The 22,547-nt window shown below is 45.3% G+C and carries 22 protein-coding genes, 1 tRNA gene and 1 riboswitch; of the genes, 6 read left to right on the top strand and 17 right to left on the bottom strand.

Translation table 11 applies throughout. The features are described 5' to 3' along the window. Nucleotides 1-3: 3 nt before the first annotated feature. The 13 genes from ACX6CI_RS00785 to thiS form a co-directional block, all read right to left on the bottom strand. The gene (locus ACX6CI_RS00785; protein WP_458776273.1) at nt 4-1,317 is read right to left on the bottom strand and encodes a DVU_1553 family AMP-dependent CoA ligase; all 1,314 of its coding nucleotides are present in this window, start codon (nt 1,315-1,317) and stop codon (nt 4-6) included. A gap of 63 nt (nt 1,318-1,380) precedes the next feature. Then, nucleotides 1,381-2,730 (bottom strand): radical SAM (seleno)protein TrsS, encoded by a 1,350-nt coding sequence (trsS, locus tag ACX6CI_RS00780; protein ID WP_458776272.1) that lies wholly within the window; start codon nt 2,728-2,730, stop codon nt 1,381-1,383. A 1-nt stretch (nt 2,731) separates the two neighbouring features. Further along, nucleotides 2,732-3,166 (bottom strand): DVU_1555 family C-GCAxxG-C-C protein, encoded by a 435-nt coding sequence (locus ACX6CI_RS00775; RefSeq protein ID WP_458776271.1) that lies wholly within the window; start codon nt 3,164-3,166, stop codon nt 2,732-2,734. Then, nucleotides 3,166-3,870, bottom strand: coding sequence for a DVU_1556 family methyltransferase (gene trsM / locus ACX6CI_RS00770; RefSeq protein WP_458776270.1), 705 nt, complete (start codon nt 3,868-3,870; stop codon nt 3,166-3,168). The genes ACX6CI_RS00775 and trsM overlap by 1 nt, the downstream gene beginning before the upstream one ends. Then, nucleotides 3,867-4,076, bottom strand: a complete 210-nt coding sequence (locus tag ACX6CI_RS00765; protein WP_458776269.1) for a DVU_1557 family redox protein — start codon at nt 4,074-4,076, stop codon at nt 3,867-3,869. Before ACX6CI_RS00765 ends, trsM begins: the two co-directional genes overlap by 4 nt. Further along, nucleotides 4,073-6,370, bottom strand: coding sequence for a pyridine nucleotide-disulfide oxidoreductase/dicluster-binding protein (locus tag ACX6CI_RS00760; protein WP_458778415.1), 2,298 nt, complete (start codon nt 6,368-6,370; stop codon nt 4,073-4,075). Before ACX6CI_RS00760 ends, ACX6CI_RS00765 begins: the two co-directional genes overlap by 4 nt. A 68-nt stretch (nt 6,371-6,438) precedes the next feature. Beyond that, nucleotides 6,439-9,153: a molybdopterin-dependent aldehyde oxidoreductase gene (locus ACX6CI_RS00755; protein ID WP_458776268.1), complete on the bottom strand. Its 2,715-nt coding sequence runs from the start codon at nt 9,151-9,153 to the stop codon at nt 6,439-6,441. Nucleotides 9,154-9,257: 104 nt separating this feature from the next. After that, nucleotides 9,258-10,280 (bottom strand): molybdopterin-binding protein, encoded by a 1,023-nt coding sequence (locus ACX6CI_RS00750; RefSeq protein WP_458776267.1) that lies wholly within the window; start codon nt 10,278-10,280, stop codon nt 9,258-9,260. 367 nt (nt 10,281-10,647) lie between these two features. Continuing rightward, nucleotides 10,648-11,295 carry a thiamine phosphate synthase gene (gene thiE / locus ACX6CI_RS00745; RefSeq protein ID WP_458776266.1) on the bottom strand — a complete coding sequence of 216 codons (648 nt, stop codon included), beginning with the start codon at nt 11,293-11,295 and terminating at the stop codon, nt 10,648-10,650. After that, nucleotides 11,279-11,824 carry a sulfur carrier protein ThiS adenylyltransferase ThiF gene (gene thiF / locus ACX6CI_RS00740; protein ID WP_458776265.1) on the bottom strand — a complete coding sequence of 182 codons (546 nt, stop codon included), beginning with the start codon at nt 11,822-11,824 and terminating at the stop codon, nt 11,279-11,281. The genes thiE and thiF overlap by 17 nt, the downstream gene beginning before the upstream one ends. Then, nucleotides 11,821-12,930, bottom strand: coding sequence for a 2-iminoacetate synthase ThiH (gene thiH, locus ACX6CI_RS00735; protein WP_458776264.1), 1,110 nt, complete (start codon nt 12,928-12,930; stop codon nt 11,821-11,823). The genes thiF and thiH overlap by 4 nt, the downstream gene beginning before the upstream one ends. Before the next feature lie 157 nt (nt 12,931-13,087). After that, complete coding sequence (locus ACX6CI_RS00730; RefSeq protein ID WP_458776263.1) at nt 13,088-13,861, bottom strand: HisA/HisF-related TIM barrel protein; 774 nt, start codon at nt 13,859-13,861, stop codon at nt 13,088-13,090. 4 nt (nt 13,862-13,865) lie between these two features. Continuing rightward, nucleotides 13,866-14,063, bottom strand: a complete 198-nt coding sequence (gene thiS, locus ACX6CI_RS00725) for a sulfur carrier protein ThiS (RefSeq protein ID WP_458776262.1) — start codon at nt 14,061-14,063, stop codon at nt 13,866-13,868. A gap of 83 nt (nt 14,064-14,146) precedes the next feature. Next, a riboswitch (TPP riboswitch) is annotated at nt 14,147-14,242 on the bottom strand. A 153-nt stretch (nt 14,243-14,395) separates the two neighbouring features. Here thiS and ACX6CI_RS00720 point away from each other — a divergent pair. The 5 genes from ACX6CI_RS00720 to ACX6CI_RS00700 all read left to right on the top strand — a co-directional run bounded on the left by ACX6CI_RS00720 (nt 14,396) and on the right by ACX6CI_RS00700 (nt 20,286). Further along, a complete protein-coding gene (locus ACX6CI_RS00720) occupies nt 14,396-14,881 on the top strand; it encodes an RNase H family protein (RefSeq protein ID WP_458776261.1) in 486 nt (161 codons plus the stop codon). 141 nt (nt 14,882-15,022) lie between these two features. After that, nucleotides 15,023-15,415 (top strand): PaaI family thioesterase, encoded by a 393-nt coding sequence (locus ACX6CI_RS00715; protein ID WP_458776260.1) that lies wholly within the window; start codon nt 15,023-15,025, stop codon nt 15,413-15,415. A gap of 427 nt (nt 15,416-15,842) precedes the next feature. Further along, the gene (locus tag ACX6CI_RS00710) at nt 15,843-17,132 is read left to right on the top strand and encodes an OmpP1/FadL family transporter (protein ID WP_458776259.1); all 1,290 of its coding nucleotides are present in this window, start codon (nt 15,843-15,845) and stop codon (nt 17,130-17,132) included. A 19-nt stretch (nt 17,133-17,151) separates the two neighbouring features. After that, nucleotides 17,152-18,702 (top strand): sensor histidine kinase, encoded by a 1,551-nt coding sequence (locus ACX6CI_RS00705; protein WP_458776258.1) that lies wholly within the window; start codon nt 17,152-17,154, stop codon nt 18,700-18,702. A gap of 642 nt (nt 18,703-19,344) precedes the next feature. After that, entirely contained in the window at nt 19,345-20,286 is a 942-nt protein-coding gene (locus tag ACX6CI_RS00700) for a LysR family transcriptional regulator (RefSeq protein WP_458776257.1), read from the top strand. Here ACX6CI_RS00700 and ACX6CI_RS00695 read toward each other — a convergent pair. Both ACX6CI_RS00695 and ACX6CI_RS00690 read right to left on the bottom strand, forming a co-directional pair. Beyond that, nucleotides 20,277-21,416, bottom strand: coding sequence for an aminotransferase class I/II-fold pyridoxal phosphate-dependent enzyme (locus ACX6CI_RS00695; RefSeq protein WP_458776256.1), 1,140 nt, complete (start codon nt 21,414-21,416; stop codon nt 20,277-20,279). The genes ACX6CI_RS00700 and ACX6CI_RS00695 overlap by 10 nt on opposite strands. 158 nt (nt 21,417-21,574) lie before the next feature. After that, nucleotides 21,575-21,763, bottom strand: coding sequence for a hypothetical protein (locus ACX6CI_RS00690; RefSeq protein ID WP_458776255.1), 189 nt, complete (start codon nt 21,761-21,763; stop codon nt 21,575-21,577). On the opposite strand from ACX6CI_RS00690, the gene ACX6CI_RS00685 reads away from it, so the two are divergent. Further along, nucleotides 21,727-21,803: transfer RNA gene (locus ACX6CI_RS00685), tRNA-Met, on the top strand. The two genes, ACX6CI_RS00690 and ACX6CI_RS00685, sit on opposite strands and share 37 nt — an antisense overlap. A gap of 273 nt (nt 21,804-22,076) precedes the next feature. On the opposite strand, the gene ACX6CI_RS00680 is transcribed toward ACX6CI_RS00685, so the two are convergent. Together ACX6CI_RS00680 and ACX6CI_RS00675 are read right to left on the bottom strand one after the other, a co-directional pair. Continuing rightward, nucleotides 22,077-22,205, bottom strand: a complete 129-nt coding sequence (locus ACX6CI_RS00680) for a hypothetical protein (protein ID WP_458776254.1) — start codon at nt 22,203-22,205, stop codon at nt 22,077-22,079. After that, complete coding sequence (locus ACX6CI_RS00675) at nt 22,202-22,537, bottom strand: hypothetical protein (RefSeq protein ID WP_458776253.1); 336 nt, start codon at nt 22,535-22,537, stop codon at nt 22,202-22,204. Before ACX6CI_RS00675 ends, ACX6CI_RS00680 begins: the two co-directional genes overlap by 4 nt. Between the last annotated feature and the right edge of the window lie 10 nt (nt 22,538-22,547).

Raw genomic sequence — 22,547 nt, 5'->3', positions numbered from 1 at the left:
TAATTAGCGTAAATCGAGGATGGTTCGTTTAAGCGTGTGAGACGGTGCAAAACGTTTTACATGTGTAAAATTATCAACGTGCAACATCCCCATTGCTTCAGCACCGGATATTTCAGAGATAGTTGATATTAACTGATGCATGGTATCAGCAATGCTTCTGTGATGTGCTGATGACATATATTCAATAGATAATCTGTCAACACCCTTATGATCCAATGTGGCTCGATAGTCCAAAAGCCCAGGCACCTGAAAGAGGATATCATCAAGACTCTGATGATGGAGCAGTGATCCATCAGCCAGACGACACTCATTTAGCCTGCCCCTAATGGCGCAAAGCCGTGCAGTAACACCACCACAGTTACACTTACTTCTATCGAGATAGGCAAAATCCCCTGTTCGATAACGGATAAGAGGCATAGCCTCACGACCAAGGGTTGTGAACACAACCTCCCCCACCTCGCCATCAGCTACCTGCCGTCCTGTTTTTCTATCGATTATTTCCAGTAACAGATCAGACTCACGGATATGTAAACCGCAGTGCTCTCCACACTCCACTGCCCCGCCAAGCCCCGACTCAGTTGCACCGTAATGTAAAAACGTTTCGCAACCGCAATTTTCCTCAATCCGATCCCGCAATGACTTCGGGGCGTAATCAGAGGCGAGCAGCATGGATCTCAGTTTTCCATGGGGAACAACCTCAGAAAGGGCGAGTAAATGTTGAGGTAAGCCTACCACGCAGGTAATTTTTTCTTTTGCTATCAGCCCAGATGTCATTACGGCCTCAGGGGGCGGCCAGAACCCCTTAGCAAAAATCCCCCCTCGCGATAAGGCTCCAATTAACAGCTCCCCGACACTCGCCTCTGTTTCAAAGGGCATAAGAACCAGCACCCGATCTGTCTCAGTTACAAGACTTGCCATACCACGGAGAAAGAACTCAGATGTCGCCGCCAGATCAGCTGCTGTAAAAGAATACCGTTTTGGTTTTCCGGTACTTCCCGAGGTGTGCATGGTGATAATGCGAGCTACCTGACTCTGGGAAACACAGTGGAGCAGATGCCCGTGATCGATCACATCCTTTGCAGTAAGAAAAGGGAGGTGCTCCAGATCACCAATGGTTTTAAAACTGTTAACATCTGTATTTGCGAAACGTTTCCCATAAAGAGAACTGTTATTACGAGCGTAGGAGACTGTCTTTCGCACAAGGCTCATCTGAGTGTCTTCCAACTCTTTTCTTGTATAAGAAGATGAAAGATGCAACCTATCTGCCACCATCGAATCCACTGTTGTCCGTGCAATTGTTACCATCTTGCTCTCCATGTAGCTCTCCACCTAGCTCTCCACCTAGCTCTCCACCTAGCTCTCCATTTGGCTCTCATATTCTCATGCCACCAGACTCGTTTGCTGACCAGTGGGACGGTGCAAGGGACGACCGTTTCTTGCTGTAAGGTTAAAGCTGCAAAATGGGATGAGCTTGCCTCCCGGCTGGGCCACATGGATACAGCACCCCTGCAGCCGATCAAGATTTAGACTCCAGCAATCCTGAAAGGCCATGCCGGAAATTGAAAATATATGGGTGCGTGCCCGTTGTAAAAATTTGCTTAAATCATCCATGGGCTGCTCTGCATTGTCACTGAGCACTGGTGCCGATCCCCACTGTCGTGCTGTGACGCCAATGGAGGTCAAAGCCCCCTCCTCAGCAGGTTTTGGCTTACAATCGCAGCTATCGCTGCCAAGCTTCATTAACTCCCCATCTTCCCGCATTAAATATTTTGCAGAAAAAGAACAAAGAGCATGCTCACAACCCGGCGGACGAAAATCTTCAGCATGTATCGTACTGCCACTCTGCTGCGCTACACCCGTCATTATCTCAGGAAGAGTCACATGATCAGGAGTGAATTCTTCAGGAAACCTGCCAAAATAGCTGATGGGTTGAAAATGTACACCACGTACATGGGGCTGGCGCTCAAGTCCAAAGCGAACAATGTCCCAGAGTTGATGATCATTTACTCCCCGAACAACCGTTGGCACAAGAACAATTCCAATATCCGCAGCACTCAAATGCTCTATGGCCTGACATTTTACTTCAAACAGTGGTTGCCCGCGGAGTGGAAAAAATACATCATCATCTACACCGTCAAACTGTAAAAAGACTGAGGATAACCCAGCCTCTTTAAGCTCAGTTGCAAGTTCAGGGTCCCTTGCGAGAGCCAAACCATTGGTGTTGAGTTGCACAAAATCAATCCCCGCCTCCCTTGCCATCCGTACAATCAGGGCAAGATCTTTTCGAACTGTGGGCTCCCCACCTGAGAGTTGCAAATTACAACCACCAGTCTGGGCAACAATTGACTCAAACATCTGGGCAAGAGTTTCAAGATCAACATCCAGCTCTGTGCCCCCTGCATCGGCAAAACAGACCGGACACTGCAGGTTACACCGTGAGGTTATTTCGACCAGAGCAGTACAGGTTCGCTGGGTATGATGTTCACAAAGACCACAGTCGTACGGACAGCCTTTCCCTGTCTGTCGTCGCTCTCCCCCAAAGTATGGAAACTTAGGCCGGTACCATGAGTCAAAGAACGGTTCACCCTTCCAGACAGTGGTGGAAAAGGAACCATGCTCAAAGCAACTCTTTTCCAGGACTATCTTATCACCACTTTGTACTAAATGACCGGTAAGCCGCTGGAGACATTCGGGGCAGACACTCTCAACATTTTGAATAAACTCTGCCATCTCAAGCCTCCAGGTCAAAGCCATTTTCCACAAGAATTGTCAAAGCCTTACCATAGCACTCACCGACAAGACCACCACAAATGGCTGCATCAAGCTGCCCATCTTCAACAATATCAGAACATCTGATCCCTTTGAATCTGGAAGTAGCGTACTCTTTGAACCACCCTGAGAGTTCTGAGAGCATCAGGGGAAGACGATCACTTTCGTCCTCATCCGGTGACCCTTTACCACCATAGTAAGCGACAAGACAGGCAGCGCCGCTGACAGCCCCGCAACTGCCATCCATTGCTGGAAAACCGTGGCATAAACCGGCCATTGCTTTTACAAGACCCGGGTTCACAGTACCTTGAACTTCTAAACCTAACTGCACGACAATTTGAGAACAGCAGTACCCCGCTCCGGCAAGTCGCAGAATGTCTATATCGTATTCATTCATTATTTACTCCGTTTTGCTATAAGCAGAAAAAGAGAAGGCCTCGTGCTGGCAGATAGACTACAGGCTCGCTCCGCCATATGTTCATTACCTAGAACCGCATTCCAGAAGGTTTGCAATGAACCATGGGCAAAAACAAACTCAGCAGCAGTCTGTTTGAAAAGCTGAATATTATCTTCCAGAAGCTCCACGTGAAAGCCGTTTTCCAGAACCATTTCACGTACTGCTGTAAGTCCGGTTGCAAAGGAAAAACAGGACGTAACAGGCCAACTGTCACCATTATTGCCCGTGCCAGGTGTGCGAAGATATATATCGCTCAGCACCAGAGTTCCACCTGGTTTCAGCACCCTGTAGAATTCTGACAGGGTCTCAGTTTTTTTCGTAAGATTCCATGCACATTCACAAAAAACAGTGTCCACGCTACTGCTCTGTAACGGCAACAGGGAGAGATCCGCCTGGGTAAGAGGAGCACCGATCTCTTTGGCCTCTGACAACAAACCCATCTCAAGATCAAGACCGAAGGCAGCATATCCCAGTTCAGACAAAACCCTTAAACCAGTCCCAGCCCCGCAACCTCCATCCACAATAACAGGACCTATTTGGGGACCTAAGAACTCAATAGCCCGTTGAGTAAGCTTTGTCCCTCCGGGTCTCAGGCAACTGCCCAGGCTTTGTCGTACCGGTTGGCTCAGATAGAGTGGTTTCATTTATCTTCGAGTAGTTGCTCCACCTCAAGCATCCGACCAAGGGCGAGGTCTTCAGGGATGAGTACCTTTCTACACTGTGGACAAACCGGCAGTTCAACCCTAAACACAGCGCCGACGTACTTGAGTTCGACTTCACCCGGCTGCAGTTTTTCACCACAAGGTTCACAGGTCCAGTCCATATCCGGGGGTAAAAAACTGAGTTTCATGAGTGACCTCCTACTATTGTCATGCGATGGGACCAACAGCTTTGAATATGGTACTCCCCACCTTCTTCCCTATACTCTACCCAGAAGGTTACCTGCCCAAGCTTAGCAGAGGCTATTCTACTCTCACTTCCTCCATGAACAAGCGATGCCTTTTGTTCTTTTGCCATATGAAGTACCTGACGGATATCGTCTTGCAAGATCCTTCTCTCTTCAAGAAGGGCTTTCACCTTTGAATCAAAATGAAGGATCACACCTTCCCACACTTTTGCTACTCGCCCTTCTTCCCCTAATTCATTTAGAATCTGATTTTTCAGCTCTCTTCTGTTTTCCCTTCTTGCCGATATCGTTGCAGACGGTTCTTTTGCTGGATGGGAACAATCAGGAAATAACAGGTCCAGCACATGGGATACAGGCTTTCCTGCCCTTGCCAATTGATCACGACACATGGCACAGTAGGTGAGCATTTCGTTTTCAGTCTGTTTCACGCGCGCGGTTGTCACTTTTTTAGCAACCTCCGGATTGGCATTTTCCATGAGTCCGCCAAAACCGCAACACTCTGTCATCTCACCCGAATTATGAAGATCCGAGAGGGGCTGGCCAAAAGAACCAAGCATGTCTCGTACAGCTCTTTGGGTTGTATAATCATCTCGTGAAGTACAAGGGTCGGATAGTGCCATGGCAATACCTGCTTTTGCTGATACTGGTGGCTGCTCTTGAACAACTGTCCAGACAGATTCAACCGTCATCTCCGGTATGTGATCGCGGAACATTTTCAGACAGCTGGAACACGCCGTAAGAACCAGAGGTTCTCCCATTTCGCACCAGGTCTTTTTTAATTCCTGTACAATACCCCCAAGCTCTTCAACTCTTCCTGCCCAGTGACCGGGAGCACCACAGCAGTCAAGCCAGAACCCTGTGTCCGGTTCCAACTCCTGCAAATAACTGTACAGACGCTGTGTCTGCGCAGGTCGTATTCCCGCCAGTTGACAGCCTGGATAAAACAGCCTTGTGCTGGAAGTTTTCTGAGGTGCATGGCGAACTAAAGCGGCTTCTGTTCTTGCAGAGCGCATTTCTTCAAGGGCAAACCATTGGGCTGAAGGAGGCATACGATCTTCAACAACCATGGTCCTGCGTGCTTCAAGACACAGATCTGCCATGGAAAAATCATTGGGACACACCGTTTCACACTGCCTGCACAACGAACATGAATTGATAAATGTGTTGGCCTGGTGATTGCCTCGGACTATCGCCGAATTATTATAAATCCGTCTTGCATAGGTCTTTGGATACGCACCATAATCTTTTAAGAATTCGCAGCGTTTAACGCACTCAAGACACTCACACTCTATGCACCGCATAGCTTCAAGTTTTGCTTCATCGAGTGTGTAACCAGTGTCACTTGCTGCAACAATCGTTTCTTTGGGAGTTATTCCGTCAAGGGATGTATACAAATCAGTTTTTCCATGGCGCAGCGGAACCCGTGCTGCGGTAAGCGATGCACCCTGCAAAAACCTGTCAATTGATACTGCTGCCTCTCTTCCCTCTGAGACATCTGCTATAAACCTGTATTCGTGGTCTTCTGCACTCTCTCCACCTGTGAACCATCGTGTTCCTTTGATGACCCGAGTGGTTGGATCACACCTGCCAACCTTAGCCAGTAATTCTTTTGCAACAACATCATCCTGACCTATATAGATGGCATCAAATTCGGATCCTTTTAGTATAGAGTCATCCAGGGATTCAGCCACTTGATACGTAACACCAAGGGTCGCTAGTCTGGTAAGTTCCTGCTCCAGTGTTTCAGTACTAAGAACTGGCTCTGCAACGTTTCGAAGCCAGGAACCGGGTCCGCCAGGAAGATGAAAGACAGTTACCGGGTAACCTTTTTTACCAAGATCAAAGGCTACGGTCAGACTACTTGGACCACTGCCCACAACAGCCACCTTTTTAGGACGTGGCGGCAAACGTAAAAACTTGGATTTGGCGGGTACTGCTTTTATACACATTCGCTCAAGGGCGCCGATTGCAACAGAACCGCCCAGGCCCTTTCGTAAACAATATTTCTCACATGGGGCTTCACACATCCTCGCGACAATGCCTGCAAGGGGTGTACTTTTTTCCAGGATTGCCCTTGCCGCAGCAAGATTTCCCTTACCAATTTCCTGTACAAAACCTTTGGCATCAACCCCTAGTGGGCATCCTGCCTTACAGGCGGTTGGTTCTTCCTGAGTACAGCGTGCTTCCCAGTCGCGAAGATCCTTCTGATCCATACCTAAACCTGAATTTTTAAATATTGATAAGATACAAACGCAAAAAAACCTCCGGACACAGAAAGTGTCCGAAGGCAGCTACTTACTCCAACTTACTTCAGGCCGGCAAGTACCTTCTCTGGGAGAGCAGGTAATTCTTTAATACGCACACCGCAAGCATTGTAGATGGCGTTAAGAACGGCAGGGGCTGGACCACAAATTGGAATTTCGCCAACACCCGATGCACCAAAAGGACCATCACCACGTGGAGTTTCAACATACATAATCTCCATATCATCCGGGATCATTTTTGCGTATGGGAAACCAGCACCAACCATGGTTGAGTGTTTCTTAATATCATCATAGTCTTCAGTCAGGGCATAACCGATACCCTGAGCCAAACCACCATAAATCTGACCATCGACCACGAGGAAGTTGTTCACTTTACCAACATCGGCAACCATGGTCATCTTCTCAACGGTGGTCTTACCTGTGGCAATTTCTACCGCAACTTCAGCGAGGAACACACCGTACATATAGCAGGCAAATGGACTTCCCTGACCGTTTTCATCGATCTCTTTGGCAGGCGCAGTGAATTTACCATTATAGCGAAGTTCTAACTTCTCAGCTGTCATCTCGTCATAACTGCGGAAGGTACCATCCGTCTTGGTCATCGCTTCAATGAGTTGTTCACAACCATTTTTAATCGCCTGACCGACCATGACCTGGGAGCGACTACCACCTGCAGGACCCGCATTAGGGGTTTGACTGGTATCTGTCAGAACCAGTTTGATCTGGTCTGGAGTAAGGTTCAGTGGACGCAGAGCTTCATGGGCTGTACCGAGGGTTCCAATATCAGCCCCCTGACCATGGTCATGCCAGCAACTGTACACAGTGACAGTACCATCAGGATTGAGTGCCACGTCTGCTTCAGAACTATCAGGGCCATCAAGACCTGCGCCGTATACTGAAACAGCAAGGCCAACACCGCGCTTAACAGCATCTGTTGATTCTGCAGCAACTCTAGCTTTAGCAGCGTCATACTTAGGCTTGATCATATCCATCATTTCAGGTAGGGAATATACCTCAGGATCCTGGCCACTTGGAGTGGTGGAACCCTGACGATAGACGTTTTTGTAACGGAGGTCGAATGGGTCCATACCAAGCTTTTCAGCAAGTTCATCCATCAGTGATTCAGACGGAAATTCAGCTTCAGGTCCGCCGTATCCACGGAATGCAGATCCCCATGCGTGGTTGGTACACACAGTACGCCCTTCACCACGGATGTGATCAATGTTATAACCTGCACCAATAAACTGAGCGCCACGAATAGTGAGTAGATCACCAAACTCAGAGTATGGCCCATGATCCACGGTCCAATCACTTTCCAGACCAAGAATTTTGCCTTCTTTGTCAGCAGCCAAACGAACAGAAGTAAACTGTGGTGAACGCTTACCGGTATATGTTTGTTGCTGGTACCAGTCATAACCGAGGTATACAGGCTGCCCGGTTGCAAGACACGCCGCACCAACCAGGGCTTCCATGGTTGGGCTAAACTTATAACCAAAGGTTCCACCTGCAGGGTTTTGAACCAGGACCATATTTTCAGGATCAACACCGAGGCCTGGAGCGATCATGTACAGATGCAGATGCAGACCAATGGACTTGGAGTGGATAACCAGCTTTCCTTCGTCATTCATATAGGCAAAACCGACATCCGGCTCAATTGGCATATGTGGCTGTCTTGTTGTGAAGTAATCACCCTCAACAACAACATCAGCTGAATCAAAAATGGGGGTGGTTTCTTCACCTTTGGCAATTTTCTGAGTGAAATATACGTTTGGAGTACCTGGATGAATCTCAATTGCATCATCAGCCATGGCAGCTGGAGCACTCATGTATTCTGGCAGAGCTTCCAGTTCAACTTTTACCTTTGCCGCAGCAGCTTTTGCCTGCTCTTCGGTATGTGCACAAACGATTGCAAGTGCATCACCATACTGGAACACCTTATCATCACATAGAATAGGACGATCCCAACCATCACCCTTATTTGTAGGAAAGGTGATAAGTCCGGTGATACGGTTTTTACCTTTGATGTCTTTGGCTGTAACAATCTTCACAACACCCGGCATGAGCCCTGCTTCAGCAGTATCGATAGCGTGAATCTTGGCGTGGGACACTTCCGCCTGAACCAGTGCGCACTTCAGCGTCTCTTCTGGCATTTTCAAACCGAGATCTGCACCATAGTCACAGGTACCGGTAACTTTCGCAACCGCTGAAGGACGTGGGTAATTCGTTCCCCAGATACGACCATCTTCAGGAATCTTAAATGACAACTCTTCCATGGTCATTTCGCCACGGAGAACTTTTGCCGCATCCATGGTCGCATCAACAAGCTGCTTGTAACCTGTACAACGACAGGCGTTACGATGCTTGTTAAACCAGTCACGAACCTCTTCTCTGGTTGGACTTGGGTTGGTATCAAGCAGGCCTTTTGCGGAAACGATAAAACCGGGGCTACAGAAACCGCACTGTGCACCACCGTGTGCAACCCATGCCATTTGAATTGGATGGAGGTTATCAGGAGTACCGATACCTTCGATGGTAGTTATGTTTGCGCCATCCTTAATACGTCTTATTTTAAGACCACAAGACCGTATAACCTTACCATCCATAATCAGACTACAGGCACCACACTGACCTTCATTACAACCGACCTTTGTGCCTGTCATTCCAAGATTTTCACGAATAACAGTTGATAGGGTGTCTTCTGCATTAACAACCATTTTATGCATAACACCATTTACAACAAGTTCCTTCTTGATCATGTTCGATCCTCCGTTTTCAATTTACACTTCATATACGCGAATTGCGTGTATCAACTAAAGATTGAATGTCAAACTTCATATTGTATGACTACAAATTTTAGGCGTCATATTTTCCCAAACCCGCAAATGGGGTATCGGCAAGTGTCACAACCTTCACAGAATCCACCATGACCAAATGCAACTATGTCACGGCGTGTTATTTTCTCACCCGCAAGGATACGTGGAATGACTAAATCAAAGATGCTGGCCTTGTGATACATGACACAGCCAGGCAAACCAACCACAGGAATGCCACCCAGATAAGCCAGCATAAACATGGCTCCCGGATACGTTGGTGCTCCATAACTGACTACATCTGCTCCGGTGGCCCTGATTGCAGTTGGTGTCTGGTCATCCGGGTCAACACTCATACCTCCAGTCACCGCAATAAGATCAACACCCTGCTCTTTAAACGAGTGTATGGCATTAACTGTCATCTCCACCTCGTCAGAGACAAAGACCTGATCTTCAATGGTTGAACCAAGATTACGAAATTTTCTTTGCAGTACCGGACCAAAACCATCTTTTATTCGGCCTGAGTAGACTTCACTACCAGTGGTAACAACTCCCACCCGGGCAGCCATTAAGGGCTTTATCTCAATGACAGGACCAACTTTTTCACACAGACTTTCCGCCTGGACAAGAATCTCTTCAGGAACCGCCAGTGGAATCACTCTGGTGCCGGCAAGAGCCCTGCCTTTTTTAACAAACTGATGATTGTGGACTGTGGCAAATGTTACATCTTCAATGCAGTTCAGATCAGTTAATGCCGGAACATTTATAGACAAAAGACCGTCGATTGCAGCGGTGAGAGTTACCTTGCCTTCCGTGGGGCCTGTAAAGGTGAGATTTGAGCCGGCGGCGGCTCCTGCAAGACGAATAGCTGCATCATCTTCATGGACATATCCATCTTTGGGATCAAAGACATAGAGATTGGCCTTACCAATATCGAGCAGGGTCGGAATATCTTCATCAGTGACCACATGACCACGCCGAAACGCTGGTCCTTTAGATTCTCCAACCACTATTCGAGTAATGTCATGGCAGAGTACTGTACCTACAGATTGTTCTACGGGAATTGCCTTCATTCTACTGCCCTTTATTTTGTAATAACAAGTTGATGTAGATATGCAAAACAAGCATATTACAGGATATGTTGAGGCAAAAATTAGCCTTACTAAATTACCCCTAACGTTTTTTTCTCTCTGTTTTTTTCTTAAAATGACCAAACATGACATTGCCTGACATAAAACAGTTCAGGCCACTAACAGCCGGGGTCATTTTGACACACAAATCCATGAATCTTGTGGTTCATTATGACCCACGAGGCTATAACAGAGAGTAGAAATAGATTGAATAAGAAGAACAACTGAAGGGAAATAGAGGACAAAAAACAGCAACTATATGACTCTGCCAACGAGCAAAACAAGTTGGCAGAAAAGGAAGGAACTTTTACTACTTCAGCTGACGATGCAGGCCAACAACGGTGGAATAAATATCTTCACTGCCCACAATCTCAGTGACCAGACAAATTGTCTTTGCTCCGCGGGAGACAATCTCGCCAATGTTATGTTCTTTGATGCCACCAATGGCGACAAAGGGCAGCGGACAGTTTGCAGCAACGTATTCAAGGTATTCCAGTCCCACAGCGGCACATACATCTTCTTTTGTCTCGGTGGTGTAAATCGGGCCAACACCAATATAATCTGCACCCACCTTAACAGCCTCTCTTGCCTGCTCTGGGTTGTGGGTTGAAAGCCCAATGATCTTATCATCTCCCATAAGACTTCGAACAGCCGCAACCGGAAGATCCTCCTGCCCCACATGGACACCATCCGCATCCACTAAAAGAGCAAGGTCCACATGGTCATTTATTATAAAGGTGACACCATGCTTTCTTGTGAGTTCTCGGATCTGCTGGCATTCAACCAGCATCTCCCCGACATGTTTTTGATGCTTTTTCTCTCGGTATTGGATTGTTGTAATGCCGCCGCGGATCATCTCCTTCACCACTTCCAGATTAGTTCTCCCCAAAGAAAACCGTTCCGCAGTTATCCCGTAGATACCCTCTGCAAGGATTTGTTTACTACTCTTTTCCATCATAGTGACCACATTCTGTTAATATTTTATCTGTCATTATCGCTGCTACGGCAATGACTTTATGGGCATACAGTTTGGCATCATTGCAATCGCTTACAAAATCGCCAACGATCCAACTATTCCCTAACCTGCGGCTTGTAAGATTATCCACGCAGCTCCCGGCAATACCACTTGCTGAAACAATGGTACGACTGTCGCCTGCAAATAATTCCAACAACATTTTCTTGTCACCACTACCGTCAAAGCCCTCTACTATTAAGGAACAATCACTGAAAACATCAACAATGTTGAAATTGTCCAAACGCTCAGGAAACACCTTGATATCAACACTGGGATTGATACGAAGCAGGTTCTCCATGAGCATGGCAACCTTGGGCTCACCTATCTGATCTTCAAAATAAAATTGTCGATTAAGGTTGGAACGCTCCACAGTATCAAAATCGGCAATGGTAAACTTTGTGACACCACTGCGAACAAGGTTTACAGCCACATTTGAGCCAATTCCGCCAACACCTGCTATCCCGACCCTCATGCGATGAGATCCCAATCTTTATACACCGGTTGATATCCATGTTTAACAATAGCATCAGCGACTTCTTCGACGCTGCGCTCATCGGTTATTTCAAACTGCGGTGTCGAAGACTGATCTTCGTCCACATAGCCGCCTACCCCAGTACATGATCCTGCTGAAAAACGGGTGACGCCAAGAGGGATGAGATTATCCCGAAAGGCAGCAGACTCCCGCGTTGATACAGAAATACCAGCCCTTGGCATAAATAGACGAAAGGCACAGAGAAACTGTACAAAGGTTTTGTCATCAACACAGTTCTCAGGACTAAAGTCACCTTCAGCTGGATTAAACCTGGGTAAGGAAAAAGCGACCTCAGTTTCAAGATAGTTATCGTCAAGATAGCGCCCATGGAGCCCTGTGAAAAACGCCTCACTCCTCATCTCACCAAGCCCCAGGAGGCTCCCTAAATTAACCACCCGAAACCCCGCCTTTGCTCCTCGTTCCGGCCCATTAATGCGATATTCATAGTTACTTTTCTGACCTGCGAGGTGAACGCTTTTATACATTTTTTGATCATACACCTCTTGATAGAGAGTAAGACCGTCAGCGCCTGCTTCTTTAAGCTGCCGATAATCCGGCTCATCCATTGGAAATATCTCAATGGATACCGAGGCGAAATATTTTTTCAGGCAGCGAACCGCCTCCACCAGATAGGCCGTCGGAGTCACCTCTTTTGCCTCACCTGTGAGGAGCAACAGATGCTGAATACCGGTCTTGGCAATTTCACGGGCCTCCACCTCGATTTCTTCAATGGTCAGCTTTCTTCTCTTTATCTTATTCTTCAAGTTGAAGCCACAGTAAGTACACTCATTTGAACAGTAGTTTGAGATATAGAGTGGAATGAACATTTGAATTGTTCGACCAAAATACTGAATAGTCAACTTCTGAGCTTTAGCAGCCATTGGCTCAAGATAATCCGCCGCCTTTTCACTCAGCAGCATGAGAAAATCGAGGTTTGTTAATTTCTCTTTGGCCAGGATCCGCTCAATATCAGCATTTTGCACCGATGCGAAAAACGACTGAAAATCGAAGTCCTCATACTCTTTAACAATATTATAAAATGACACAGCAATTCCTCAGGTATAGTACTTACATTCGAGAATTAGACCTTAGACGCTCCGGATACTTTTCACATAAAAAATCAATCTAACCCCGGTGAACGGGAAAATAAGCCTGGATACGTACCTTCACAAAATTCAATCATAAAAAACAAGAATTGAATTTCTAAGGTGCTAAAAAGCCTGTTAACGGAGATGACGCCTTGGCTAAGTGACTCTCACCTGCAATCTCAGCAAGATATGCCATTCTACCAGCCTGAACAGCAAGGCCAAAGGCACGTCCCATAGCTTCCGGGTCCTGAGCAGTGGCAATTGCAGTATTCACAAGCACTGCATCCGCACCCATTTCCATGGCCTCTGCTGCCTGGGAAGGCCTGCCAATTCCTGCATCGACGACAATAGGCAGACTACAGTTTTCAATGAGCTGGGCAATCATCGATTTTGTTTCCAGACCTCGATTCGTACCAATAGGCGATCCAAGGGGCATTACAGCAGCAGCACCTGCTCCCTCCAGACGTTTTGCAAGAGGAAGATCTGGCATCACATAGGGAAGAACAATAAAATCCTCTTTTGCCAAAATCTCGGTGGCCTTCAAGGTTTCAATATTGTCCGGCATCAGGTACTTCATATCTGTGATAACCTCTATCTTAATAAACTTCCCGCAGCCGGCTTCCCTTGCAATACGAGCTACCCGTACAGCCTCATCCGCTGTACGCGCCCCTGACGTATTGGGTAATAAGGTCACATGCTTTGGTATGAATTCGAGAATATTTTCAACAGGCGAAGAGAGATCGATACGACGAAGTGCCACTGTGATCATCCCTGAGCCACTTGCCTCAAGCATAGCAGGGATCTGACTGTTTGAACTGAACTTTCCGGTTCCGGTGAGTAGGCGACTATCAAATTCCACCCCTCCAAGAACTAATTTTGTATCCTGCATCTTCTCAACCTCCTCCTACAAAACTGAGCAATTCCAGTTGGTCATCTTCTTGAAGAGACACCTCTGTCCACTGCGCTTGTTTTACAATTTCACGATTATGTTCCACCACAAGTGACTGGGCGGCCAAGCCCTTTGCCTTCACAAGTTCAGCGATGGTGCACGGGTCAACAGTTTCAACCTTGCCATTAACACGAATGTTCATTTATCCTCCATTACAATAAAAAAAGCCGCCTTCCTAATTACTGGAAAAGCGGCTTTATCATTATATATAGATCAGATACGATGATTTTTATAACGCCGCTTTCCTTCGCCGATATTAGTCGGATCAGGTTCCAAGGGTTGGATTTTTCCTCTCAGCAAGAAGCACCCCTAGCGATGACTATGTATGTAACAGTCTCCTGTAAAATTTGCAATACGTGTATATTCTAGAAGATGCCCATTCGTTTTCACACAGCGCTCAGAGTATAAACATGTCTCTAACAAAAAAAACACACTTCACGCTTTTAAACCTCACACCTTGAATTTTGGAGTAGTATGAAAATATCGCTTTTTACAGATGGAAGTGTGAATACAAAATTAAAGATTGGTTATGGGGCATATCTGGTATTACCTGAAGACGGCGAACCACAAACTGACCAGATAAAAATTAAACAATTTGCTGACACCTCTTCCACAAAATTGGAACTACAGACACTGTTATGGGCCTTATCAGAAATATCCGCAACTGAGATCATCTCATATACAGATTCCCAAAATATTGTCAGACTGAACGCGCGAAGAAAAAGACTGGAAGCAAACCACTACTACGCAAAAACCGGAAAACTACTGAACAACCATGAACTCTATAAGCAATTTTTCCAATATACTGATAATTTGGATCTTACTTTTAACCAGGTAAGAGGCCATGCACCAGCCAAAAACAAGAGCAAGATTGAGCTGATTTTCTCCCTGGTTGACCGTGCATCCCGCAATGCTCTACGTAACTACTCCACCAAGCCCAACCCAGAGTTTTTTGTATAGTCCCGCAAAGTGAAATAATGGCAATATAAGTCCCATATCATGTCTTGACCTCCTTGAGGTTATCGAAAAATACTGATACAAGTATCATCAGCCGGATTGTAAGAGATTCTCCACTATATACAATACAATCACCACAAAAATATGAACGACACATTTCAACAAATAAGCCTTGTTGGCTTTATGAAACACAACGGCGGTCTGGAGTTCAGAACAATTTCTAAAACTGCCTACGAATTCAGAACCATGGTACAAGACATTCACTTGAACCCAGGTGGTATTACCCATGGCGGCTTTATCATGAGCCTGATGGACTCTGGAATGGGAACAGCTGTTCATCGAGTACTTGGTGAGGGTGGAAGAGCTGCAACAATTTCCTTTGACGTCAAATTTATCTCTGCATCAAAACCTGGGGATCTACTCTTTGGTAAAGCCAAAGTCCTTAGAAAAACACGATCCATAGTCTTCATGCAGGGCGAATTACGCTGTGGTGAACGGCTCATTGCAACTGCTGAAGGGATTTGGAAAGTCCTGTAACATAGTCTTCACAGCCGTCTTTACTCAGCAAGCATCTGCCACGAATTAATATCAAAATCGTCCCACAATATATAAAAAGAATAGCCATACCTGGCTTATCTCACCACGTTATCCAGCATGGATTAACAGGCCTGAGAATGAGGCTGAGTTATTCTATCTCCATGAGAAAACGGGCCCGCCCCTGGTAACAGTTGTTCCAACTGTAATTATGATGAACACATCCAAGTAGCCCACCGTTATCATGGTGAACACTTTGGGAGGAATGAAGTTTTCCCCATGCAAAATCAATATTTCTTTAGTTGAAATTCCATTCTCATTCAGATAGATTCTCTGTTTTGTTGTTGAAACTAGCTGTAAAATCAACTCCGTAAAGCGACAAGACATTTCCGACGAAACAGTTCATAAAAACATTTCACATCTGATACCTATGAAAAATCTCCAACCTTTTACTACCTGCGAAACTCCACCTCAATGTAGGCGAACAAACAAAAAGACAGCACTCCTCACCCTTACCTGCCTTTTCATTGGCAGCACAAGTTATGGGGCGGGATTTTCAAACTTCACCCAAGGTGCGGGCCCCGTAGGTGTTGGTAACGCAACTATTGGCCATGCGGAAGGTATCTCATCGATATACTACAATCCGGTCCATCAACTTGAGTTTGAAGGCCTCAATCTAGAGGGCGGATTTTCCCTGCTTAGCCCTGAAAAAACACTTGATTCCTCCGTTACGGGTGAAACCTACGAATCAAATTCTAAAATATACTCTCCTGTCCATTTTGCCGCCACATACAGGACAACAGACACCATCTCATTAGGTTTTACCGTCAATAACAGTTTTGGTCTCGGCAGTGATTTCGACAACGATACAGTCTTCAAATATATTACAACTGAATCTGAGTTGGTGACATGGGATATCAACCCCTCTCTTGGCTTTAAATTCAGTGATCAGTTTGCAATTGCGACTGGATTTAGAGTTATTTACACGGAGGCGTCGCTCCAGCAAATGGTTCCACTGCAAAGCGTCGGTCTGCCAGACGGAAAGCAGAGTTTTGAAGCGGACGGTACAGGATATGGCTGGAATATCGGTGCGACCTATTCACCAACAGAACGCTGGTCAATAGGTGCTTCCTACAGGAGTCCAGTGGATGTTGAGCTTGATGGCGACGTCAGTTTTTCTCTGCCCGTAAGTAGCCCTTTATTAACCAGCCTCTTCCCTGATACTGGTGCTGAGTCAGAACTCAACCTTCCTGGTCAACTCTTTTTGGGTGTGGCATACAAACCTTCCCCCAAGTGGGTCTTTGAAGTTGCCACAAGGCTCGAACAATATTCATGTTACGAGAAGCTTTCGGTTACAAGTGAAGCCCCCATCGCCGGACAAACATCCAGAACCATAGAAAAAAACTGGGATGATGTCTGGGGATATATGGCTGGGGGAAGCTATCAGACCGACGCTGGTTATCGTTTTTCAGCGGGATATATCTTTGAGGAAAATCCGGTCCCGGACGAAACATTTGAGCCTGGAGTCAGCGGACTTAACAAACATACACTTACAGTTGGTTTAGGGAAGCAGATTAAGAATATCACGGGGAAAATAAGTTACGCTCATGATTTTTATGAAGACAGAGAAATATCCAACAGTGGCACCGCATCTCTTGTAAATGGAACCCAGAGCCAAACCAATCAGATGCTTATCGTAAGTCTTGCCTGGCAATTATAAATTAGAGGATTCGTCTGCCATGGCCTCCCAAGGATCCCTCTCATCAACCACGGATAACCAAACCTGGTGGGACACTGTTCATCGCTCCGCTACGCACAATAGCCAAGAACCCATGCCAAAGCAATTGTCAGGCATGAATACCCTATGGCTGATTCACTGCATCAGGACCTATCATCCTGAGGTCGATCTGCAAAATATTGTGCGGGAGACAAGAGATATGGGCCCGTTCTATATAAAGAATCTTCGGACAGGTCACTGCGAACTGGTTGAGCTCACCCATCTCGAAACCAGGGACTACTGGTTTTCCAACATGTTCATGATGGCCCTGTATACTACCATTGAGCAATATATTGATGATCCCGGCTTCGCCTACAAGTGTGGTTCAACCTTCTACAAAACCCAGTCGAGCCTGAAAATAGCACTTGGTGTCCCGCTCATTGGCCCATATCGACTCATAAAAAGACTTGTCAGCGAAAACGATAAATATAATAGAACCAAAGAAGCCTTACTCCTCTCTATTACACGTGGTCACGCAGTGGTCAGGCTTATCCATAAGCCGGATATCATCATGAAGGACTTTGGTATGATGTGGCATCTTGGGGTATTTGAATCCTATGCCCGCCTCTCTGGAGTAACTGATATAGAAGGGAAAGTTATTTGCGTACAAGAAGGACCGCAGCGATACGGTGAATCAGGACAGGCTATTTATGATTTTGAATTCACCTTTAAAGATCCAGGCTTTATACCAAGGATCTGGAATCGAATACTCTATTCTATTCCTGCGGTACAACAACTCATTGAAGGTGCAGAACAAATTGAGATTGAACATACCCAGCAGATACTTGACCGGGACGCAATCATTGCCGAGAAGACAAACCATCTTGTAAATATCCAGAAAAACCTCATGGATGCCGAGCGAATGAATATTGAGAAAAAGCTCGAAACTCTCTCAGCGGAATTAATCTCGACAGAAGAACGTGAAAGAAAGGCTATCGCAGAAGACCTGCACGATAGCGTCACTCAACTTCTGGCTTTAAGCATTTCAAATCTCAAGAGTTTTAACTGCACGAATCCAGGCCATGATGCCCTGGGCAATGTACAGGAATACCTTGAGACAGCTCTTGCCGATACCCGCTCACTGACCTTCCAGATAAGCCCACCTGTCCTCTACGACTTTGGGCTGGAAGCCGCCCTCGCCTGGCTGGTTGAGGACATATCGGGTCGTTACCCGATTGAAATGGATTGTATCAATCTTATCGACCATCCCTTACAGCTCAATGATTACCAAAAGGTCACACTCTATAGAGCCGCACGGGAAACTGTGATCAACTGCATAAAGCATTCAAAGGCCAACTATGCATCAGTTGTAGTCCTCAAAGAAGAAGGAGTAGCAAAAATTGAAGTTGAAGACAACGGCATTGGTTTTAACCCACTCAACCTGAAAAAAGGATTCGGTTTATCCGCTCTTGGTGATCGATTAGAATCAATTGGTGCTGGAATTGAAATAATTTCCACACCAGGCAAAGGTTCCAGAATAACCTTTTCCATCCCTCAGGAAGATGGTGAATAACGGGGTTGTCATGATCCCTTACATCACAACAACTTCTACTTTCACGCAGCAAAGTATCCAGCCTCATTCACTAAGACTTGGATGGGGATTGTTTTTTTTAACCTGGAAAGCCAAAGATATGAATAGCCTTTTCGGAGACAGGATGGATATATTACACGGTTAATACAGCGCCTGGCAACCACCCTTACGGCTCATAAATGGGCCAGAATTTTCGTCAAATTGCTGTTGTTTCTCTCCATTGCTTGCTCCTTTAGCACCGTTCCCCCAACGATAGAGGAAAAGAGCGTTATGATATTCAGCACCGGCACTTAAATATGTTGTGTGAATGCTTTATACTGCATCAGGTAGGGTAATGTTGAGGATCTTGTCGTATCCCCACTTTTCCTCCCAGGCTGATACGGGGATATCTACAAATTGAATCTCGGTCACTGTTTCACCATCAAGTACTCAAATTTTCTCAGTTACTACGTGTTGGAGATTTGTCATGGTATATTTTGATACGGCTGTAGGTAAATATTAAAGGATATATACTTACTCCTCTCCCTACCGCTGTTAACAGCTAGTAATTACGGTTTATAATTGACCATTCAGCATTGTTAATGGATAAATTGATTTAAAGCACAATCAGTCACAGGGTAAGTCATGCTTAGAACCGTCGATCTGAATAAATTTAAGGTCTTCTACTATATCTACATGTGTAACAGTATCAGCGGTGCTGCAAGGCAACTCAATGTTACACCATCTGCAATCAGCCAAAATCTGAAAAACCTGGAAGGAGAAATACAAACCCGCCTCTTTACCCGGATACACAACAAACTCGTTCCAACATCCGAGGCAAAAGAGCTCATCCAGATACTAGAACCATTTTTCCTTAAGCTCGAAGATGGTTTAAAACATTTCATCCACGGCAAGAATACCCCACACGGGATGTTACACCTGGGAGCACCTTTTGAGTTTGGCAAGGCGTATTTGCCTAAGATAATCAGTGGGTTTAGAAAAAAATATCCAGCTGTTACGTTTTCACTTGAGTTGGGAAATCAAGAGACACTTCTGAATATGCTGGCCACAGGGGAGTTGAACTTTGCCTTAACTGACCTTTTTCTTAATCAGAAGTCATACCAGGACAGGCTTGACCAGTATCACGTTGAAGCCATTATGGATGAAGAAATCATCCTTGCCTGTTCAAAGACCTACTTTCAACACCATATTAAGGGTGATCTCTCTTATGAAAATTTGATTCAGCAGGATTTTATATCTTATGACCATAACTCCCTTGCCATAAATGGCTGGTTTAGTCACCACTTTGCCAGGCAGTCTGTAAAAACCAATACAGTTCTAACGGTTGATAGTATTCAAGCAGTCCTTGCTTCCATTGAAAACGATGTTGGTCTTGGGGTTATCACATCCAATCAAATGGATTCAGATAATCTCGTAGCCATTTCCACCGGCAAAAAAGAGATCATCAACACAATCTCCTTGATCCAATTAGAGGATAAAGTCCCCACATTCACTGAAAAAACATTTCAAAAATTTTTAATAACAATGTTGCAAAAAGTGGTGACGAAACACGTACATCATGAATGAGGCGTTAGATTTGTGCTGTCAAGAAACCTACGAAACACAGCAAGGCCCTCTTCAATATTACGCCTGCCAAAGCCGATACGAAAACGATCATTTGGGGTGTCCATTAACTCTGAACGATATATCGAAGCAGGCAGAAGAAACAATCCGTGCTCTTCTAACAGAGCTTCACAAAGATCTTCAACTGTTCCCCTTCCTTTATAACGGGGATAAGCAATGCATCCACCGTCAGGTCTATACCAGTCAAAAATATCAGGATAATCTTTAAAAAAATTTTCTAATTCACTCAAGTTGTGTTCTAACCTCTTCCGGTTACGCTTCAAAATTTCTTCCCGGTGATTCAACACAACTTTTGCAAAAAATTCACTTGGGGCAGAGTTACAGATAGACAGATAGTGTTTGTATTTTTCGAATTTAAGTAACATCTCCTTATCCTGTGATGCAATCCACCCTATTCGTAGACCCGGAAAGCCATAGGCTTTAGACAAAACATTTAAAGAAAATCCCTTCTCGTACAGGTCTGCCACCTGCACCATCCTTTTTCTTTCATCAAGCTCCAATAAGCGATACACCTCATCGCTAAACAGGTAGATATCATACTTTCTGCAAAGCGCAACCAGTGCCCTGAGCTCATCTACAGGCATTGTCGCGCCCGTTGGATTATTGGGAAAATTAATAGATATCAGTTTGGTATTGACCTGAATGGCTTTCGCCACATCATCTAGAGCGAGACTCCAATTATTATTTTGTTGAAGAGCAACTCCTGTCACTTCACATATTTCAAGAGGTAAAGTTTCTGCCGCCTGGTAATTTGGAACAACAACAATTGCATGATCTTCTTTTTGCAGCAGAACACGCATTGCCACATATATTCCTTCTTCAGCGCCACAAAAACAGAGCACATTCTCCTTTGCCATAAAAGAATATGTGGTAGCAATACGTTGACGTAACTCTTCATCACCCCAAGTCTCAGTGTAGCCAAGCCACAAATCTTCAAAACCTGCTTTTTCTTTTGGCGTTGCTATAGCCATAAGATCTTTCATTGACATACTTTCCACATCCGATGCAGTCATATGGTGTCTGGCCTTAAATTCCCACTTAGAAAAATGAACTTCCAGTTCAAAATTACGCATATTGAATGTTCCTTGTACAGACTGAATTTGATGAAAATTATCTAACGACTCGGTAAGAAGAATTGAAAATACACTAACACAACCTTCCCTGCACATTACATTAATTCCAAAGAGAACTTTTTTCACATCCTATGGAGGTTATCCTCACGCCTGTCTTTTTACCGGTCATGGACCAGCTCGGCATTCACCCCATTCATTTTGGAAGTATCAGGGGTAAAAGAGATATAATCAACTATCGCCAAACTATATTTACAATAACGATTTGAATCGTTGACAATAGTTTTTAAGGGTGTATAGTGGCCGAACTTAACGCGGGGTGGAGCAGTCTGGTAGCTCGTCGGGCTCATAACCCGAAGGTCATAGGTTCAAATCCTGTCCCCGCTACCAAGATATTTCAAGGAGTTAGCTGGTTTTCCGGCTAACTCCTTTTTTTATTGTCAAAATTTACCTACCTTATATCCTACTCTTGGTTTATTTCTACCACCAGTAGCAAAAGAGCGTATGAACAACGCCCTATGGCTGTAAAACAAGTGCCCGCCGAGTTAATAAGATATCAAGAAGCCCTGAATGCCCCAGGTAGATCATCCAATATCAATTACTGTACCATTCCTTTTTGAACAAGTTCTGCTAGAAATCTGGCAAATGGTTCTATGTTTTTTCTTACGCTTGCTTCTTCTGGAGCAGCCATGTACTCCGCGCGACCAAAGTATCTGCATATTCTTCATCCTTACAGTTGTCTTCGGGACTCCAGCTACCAGAGCGTACGCGCTCAATAAGTTCTTCGCTCACACGATATCCTTCAATAGAAAGTGAATGATAGGCATCTGTGAGGTAGGAGGTGCCGGGAATTTTTCCAACATAATATCACGCATATTTACCCAGTTCATCCGCATTCGGTTAACGTATGGAGAAAGTTCTCTGTCACCAAAAACAATAGCTGCCCTTTCTTCAAACGGGTCATTCTCTGCAATACTGTACCCAGCAGACTTCATTGTTTCGATTATATTATCAGCAATCGTACTTCTTCCTATGTTTCGAAATGCTCCAGCAAGCCGCCCAGCTATTGTGCTGTGTCCGCCCTCAAGAATTTTGGGTAAAACTTCAGAAACATCAGAAATCATGGATAGTGCC

It is taken from the genome of Desulforhopalus glucosivorans, from assembly GCF_054397165.1.
Note: the sequence above shows the minus strand (reverse complement) of the source record. Positions and strands in the feature narration are given on the sequence as shown.

Bases quoted from the DNA above. Each gene is read 5' to 3' on its own strand.
- ACX6CI_RS00785 (WP_458776273.1), bottom strand. From the start codon at position 1,317: ATGGAGAGCAAGATGGTAACAATTGCACGGACAACAGTGGATTCGATG.
- ACX6CI_RS00705 (WP_458776258.1), top strand. From the start codon at position 17,152: ATGGCCTCCCAAGGATCCCTCTCATCAACCACGGATAACCAAACCTGG.
- ACX6CI_RS00675 (WP_458776253.1), bottom strand. From the start codon at position 22,537: ATGATTTCTGATGTTTCTGAAGTTTTACCCAAAATTCTTGAGGGCGGA.
- thiF (WP_458776265.1), bottom strand. From the start codon at position 11,824: ATGAGGGTCGGGATAGCAGGTGTTGGCGGAATTGGCTCAAATGTGGCT.
- ACX6CI_RS00695 (WP_458776256.1), bottom strand. From the start codon at position 21,416: ATGCGTAATTTTGAACTGGAAGTTCATTTTTCTAAGTGGGAATTTAAG.
- ACX6CI_RS00755 (WP_458776268.1), bottom strand. From the start codon at position 9,153: ATGATCAAGAAGGAACTTGTTGTAAATGGTGTTATGCATAAAATGGTT.
- trsS (WP_458776272.1), bottom strand. From the start codon at position 2,730: ATGGCAGAGTTTATTCAAAATGTTGAGAGTGTCTGCCCCGAATGTCTC.
- ACX6CI_RS00720 (WP_458776261.1), top strand. From the start codon at position 14,396: ATGAAAATATCGCTTTTTACAGATGGAAGTGTGAATACAAAATTAAAG.
- ACX6CI_RS00690 (WP_458776255.1), bottom strand. From the start codon at position 21,763: ATGAGCCCGACGAGCTACCAGACTGCTCCACCCCGCGTTAAGTTCGGC.
- thiS (WP_458776262.1), bottom strand. From the start codon at position 14,063: ATGAACATTCGTGTTAATGGCAAGGTTGAAACTGTTGACCCGTGCACC.
- ACX6CI_RS00700 (WP_458776257.1), top strand. From the start codon at position 19,345: ATGCTTAGAACCGTCGATCTGAATAAATTTAAGGTCTTCTACTATATC.
- ACX6CI_RS00775 (WP_458776271.1), bottom strand. From the start codon at position 3,166: ATGAATGAATACGATATAGACATTCTGCGACTTGCCGGAGCGGGGTAC.
- ACX6CI_RS00710 (WP_458776259.1), top strand. From the start codon at position 15,843: ATGAAAAATCTCCAACCTTTTACTACCTGCGAAACTCCACCTCAATGT.
- thiE (WP_458776266.1), bottom strand. From the start codon at position 11,295: ATGATGGAAAAGAGTAGTAAACAAATCCTTGCAGAGGGTATCTACGGG.
- ACX6CI_RS00715 (WP_458776260.1), top strand. From the start codon at position 15,023: ATGAACGACACATTTCAACAAATAAGCCTTGTTGGCTTTATGAAACAC.
- trsM (WP_458776270.1), bottom strand. From the start codon at position 3,870: ATGAAACCACTCTATCTGAGCCAACCGGTACGACAAAGCCTGGGCAGT.
- ACX6CI_RS00765 (WP_458776269.1), bottom strand. From the start codon at position 4,076: ATGAAACTCAGTTTTTTACCCCCGGATATGGACTGGACCTGTGAACCT.
- ACX6CI_RS00750 (WP_458776267.1), bottom strand. From the start codon at position 10,280: ATGAAGGCAATTCCCGTAGAACAATCTGTAGGTACAGTACTCTGCCAT.
- ACX6CI_RS00730 (WP_458776263.1), bottom strand. From the start codon at position 13,861: ATGCAGGATACAAAATTAGTTCTTGGAGGGGTGGAATTTGATAGTCGC.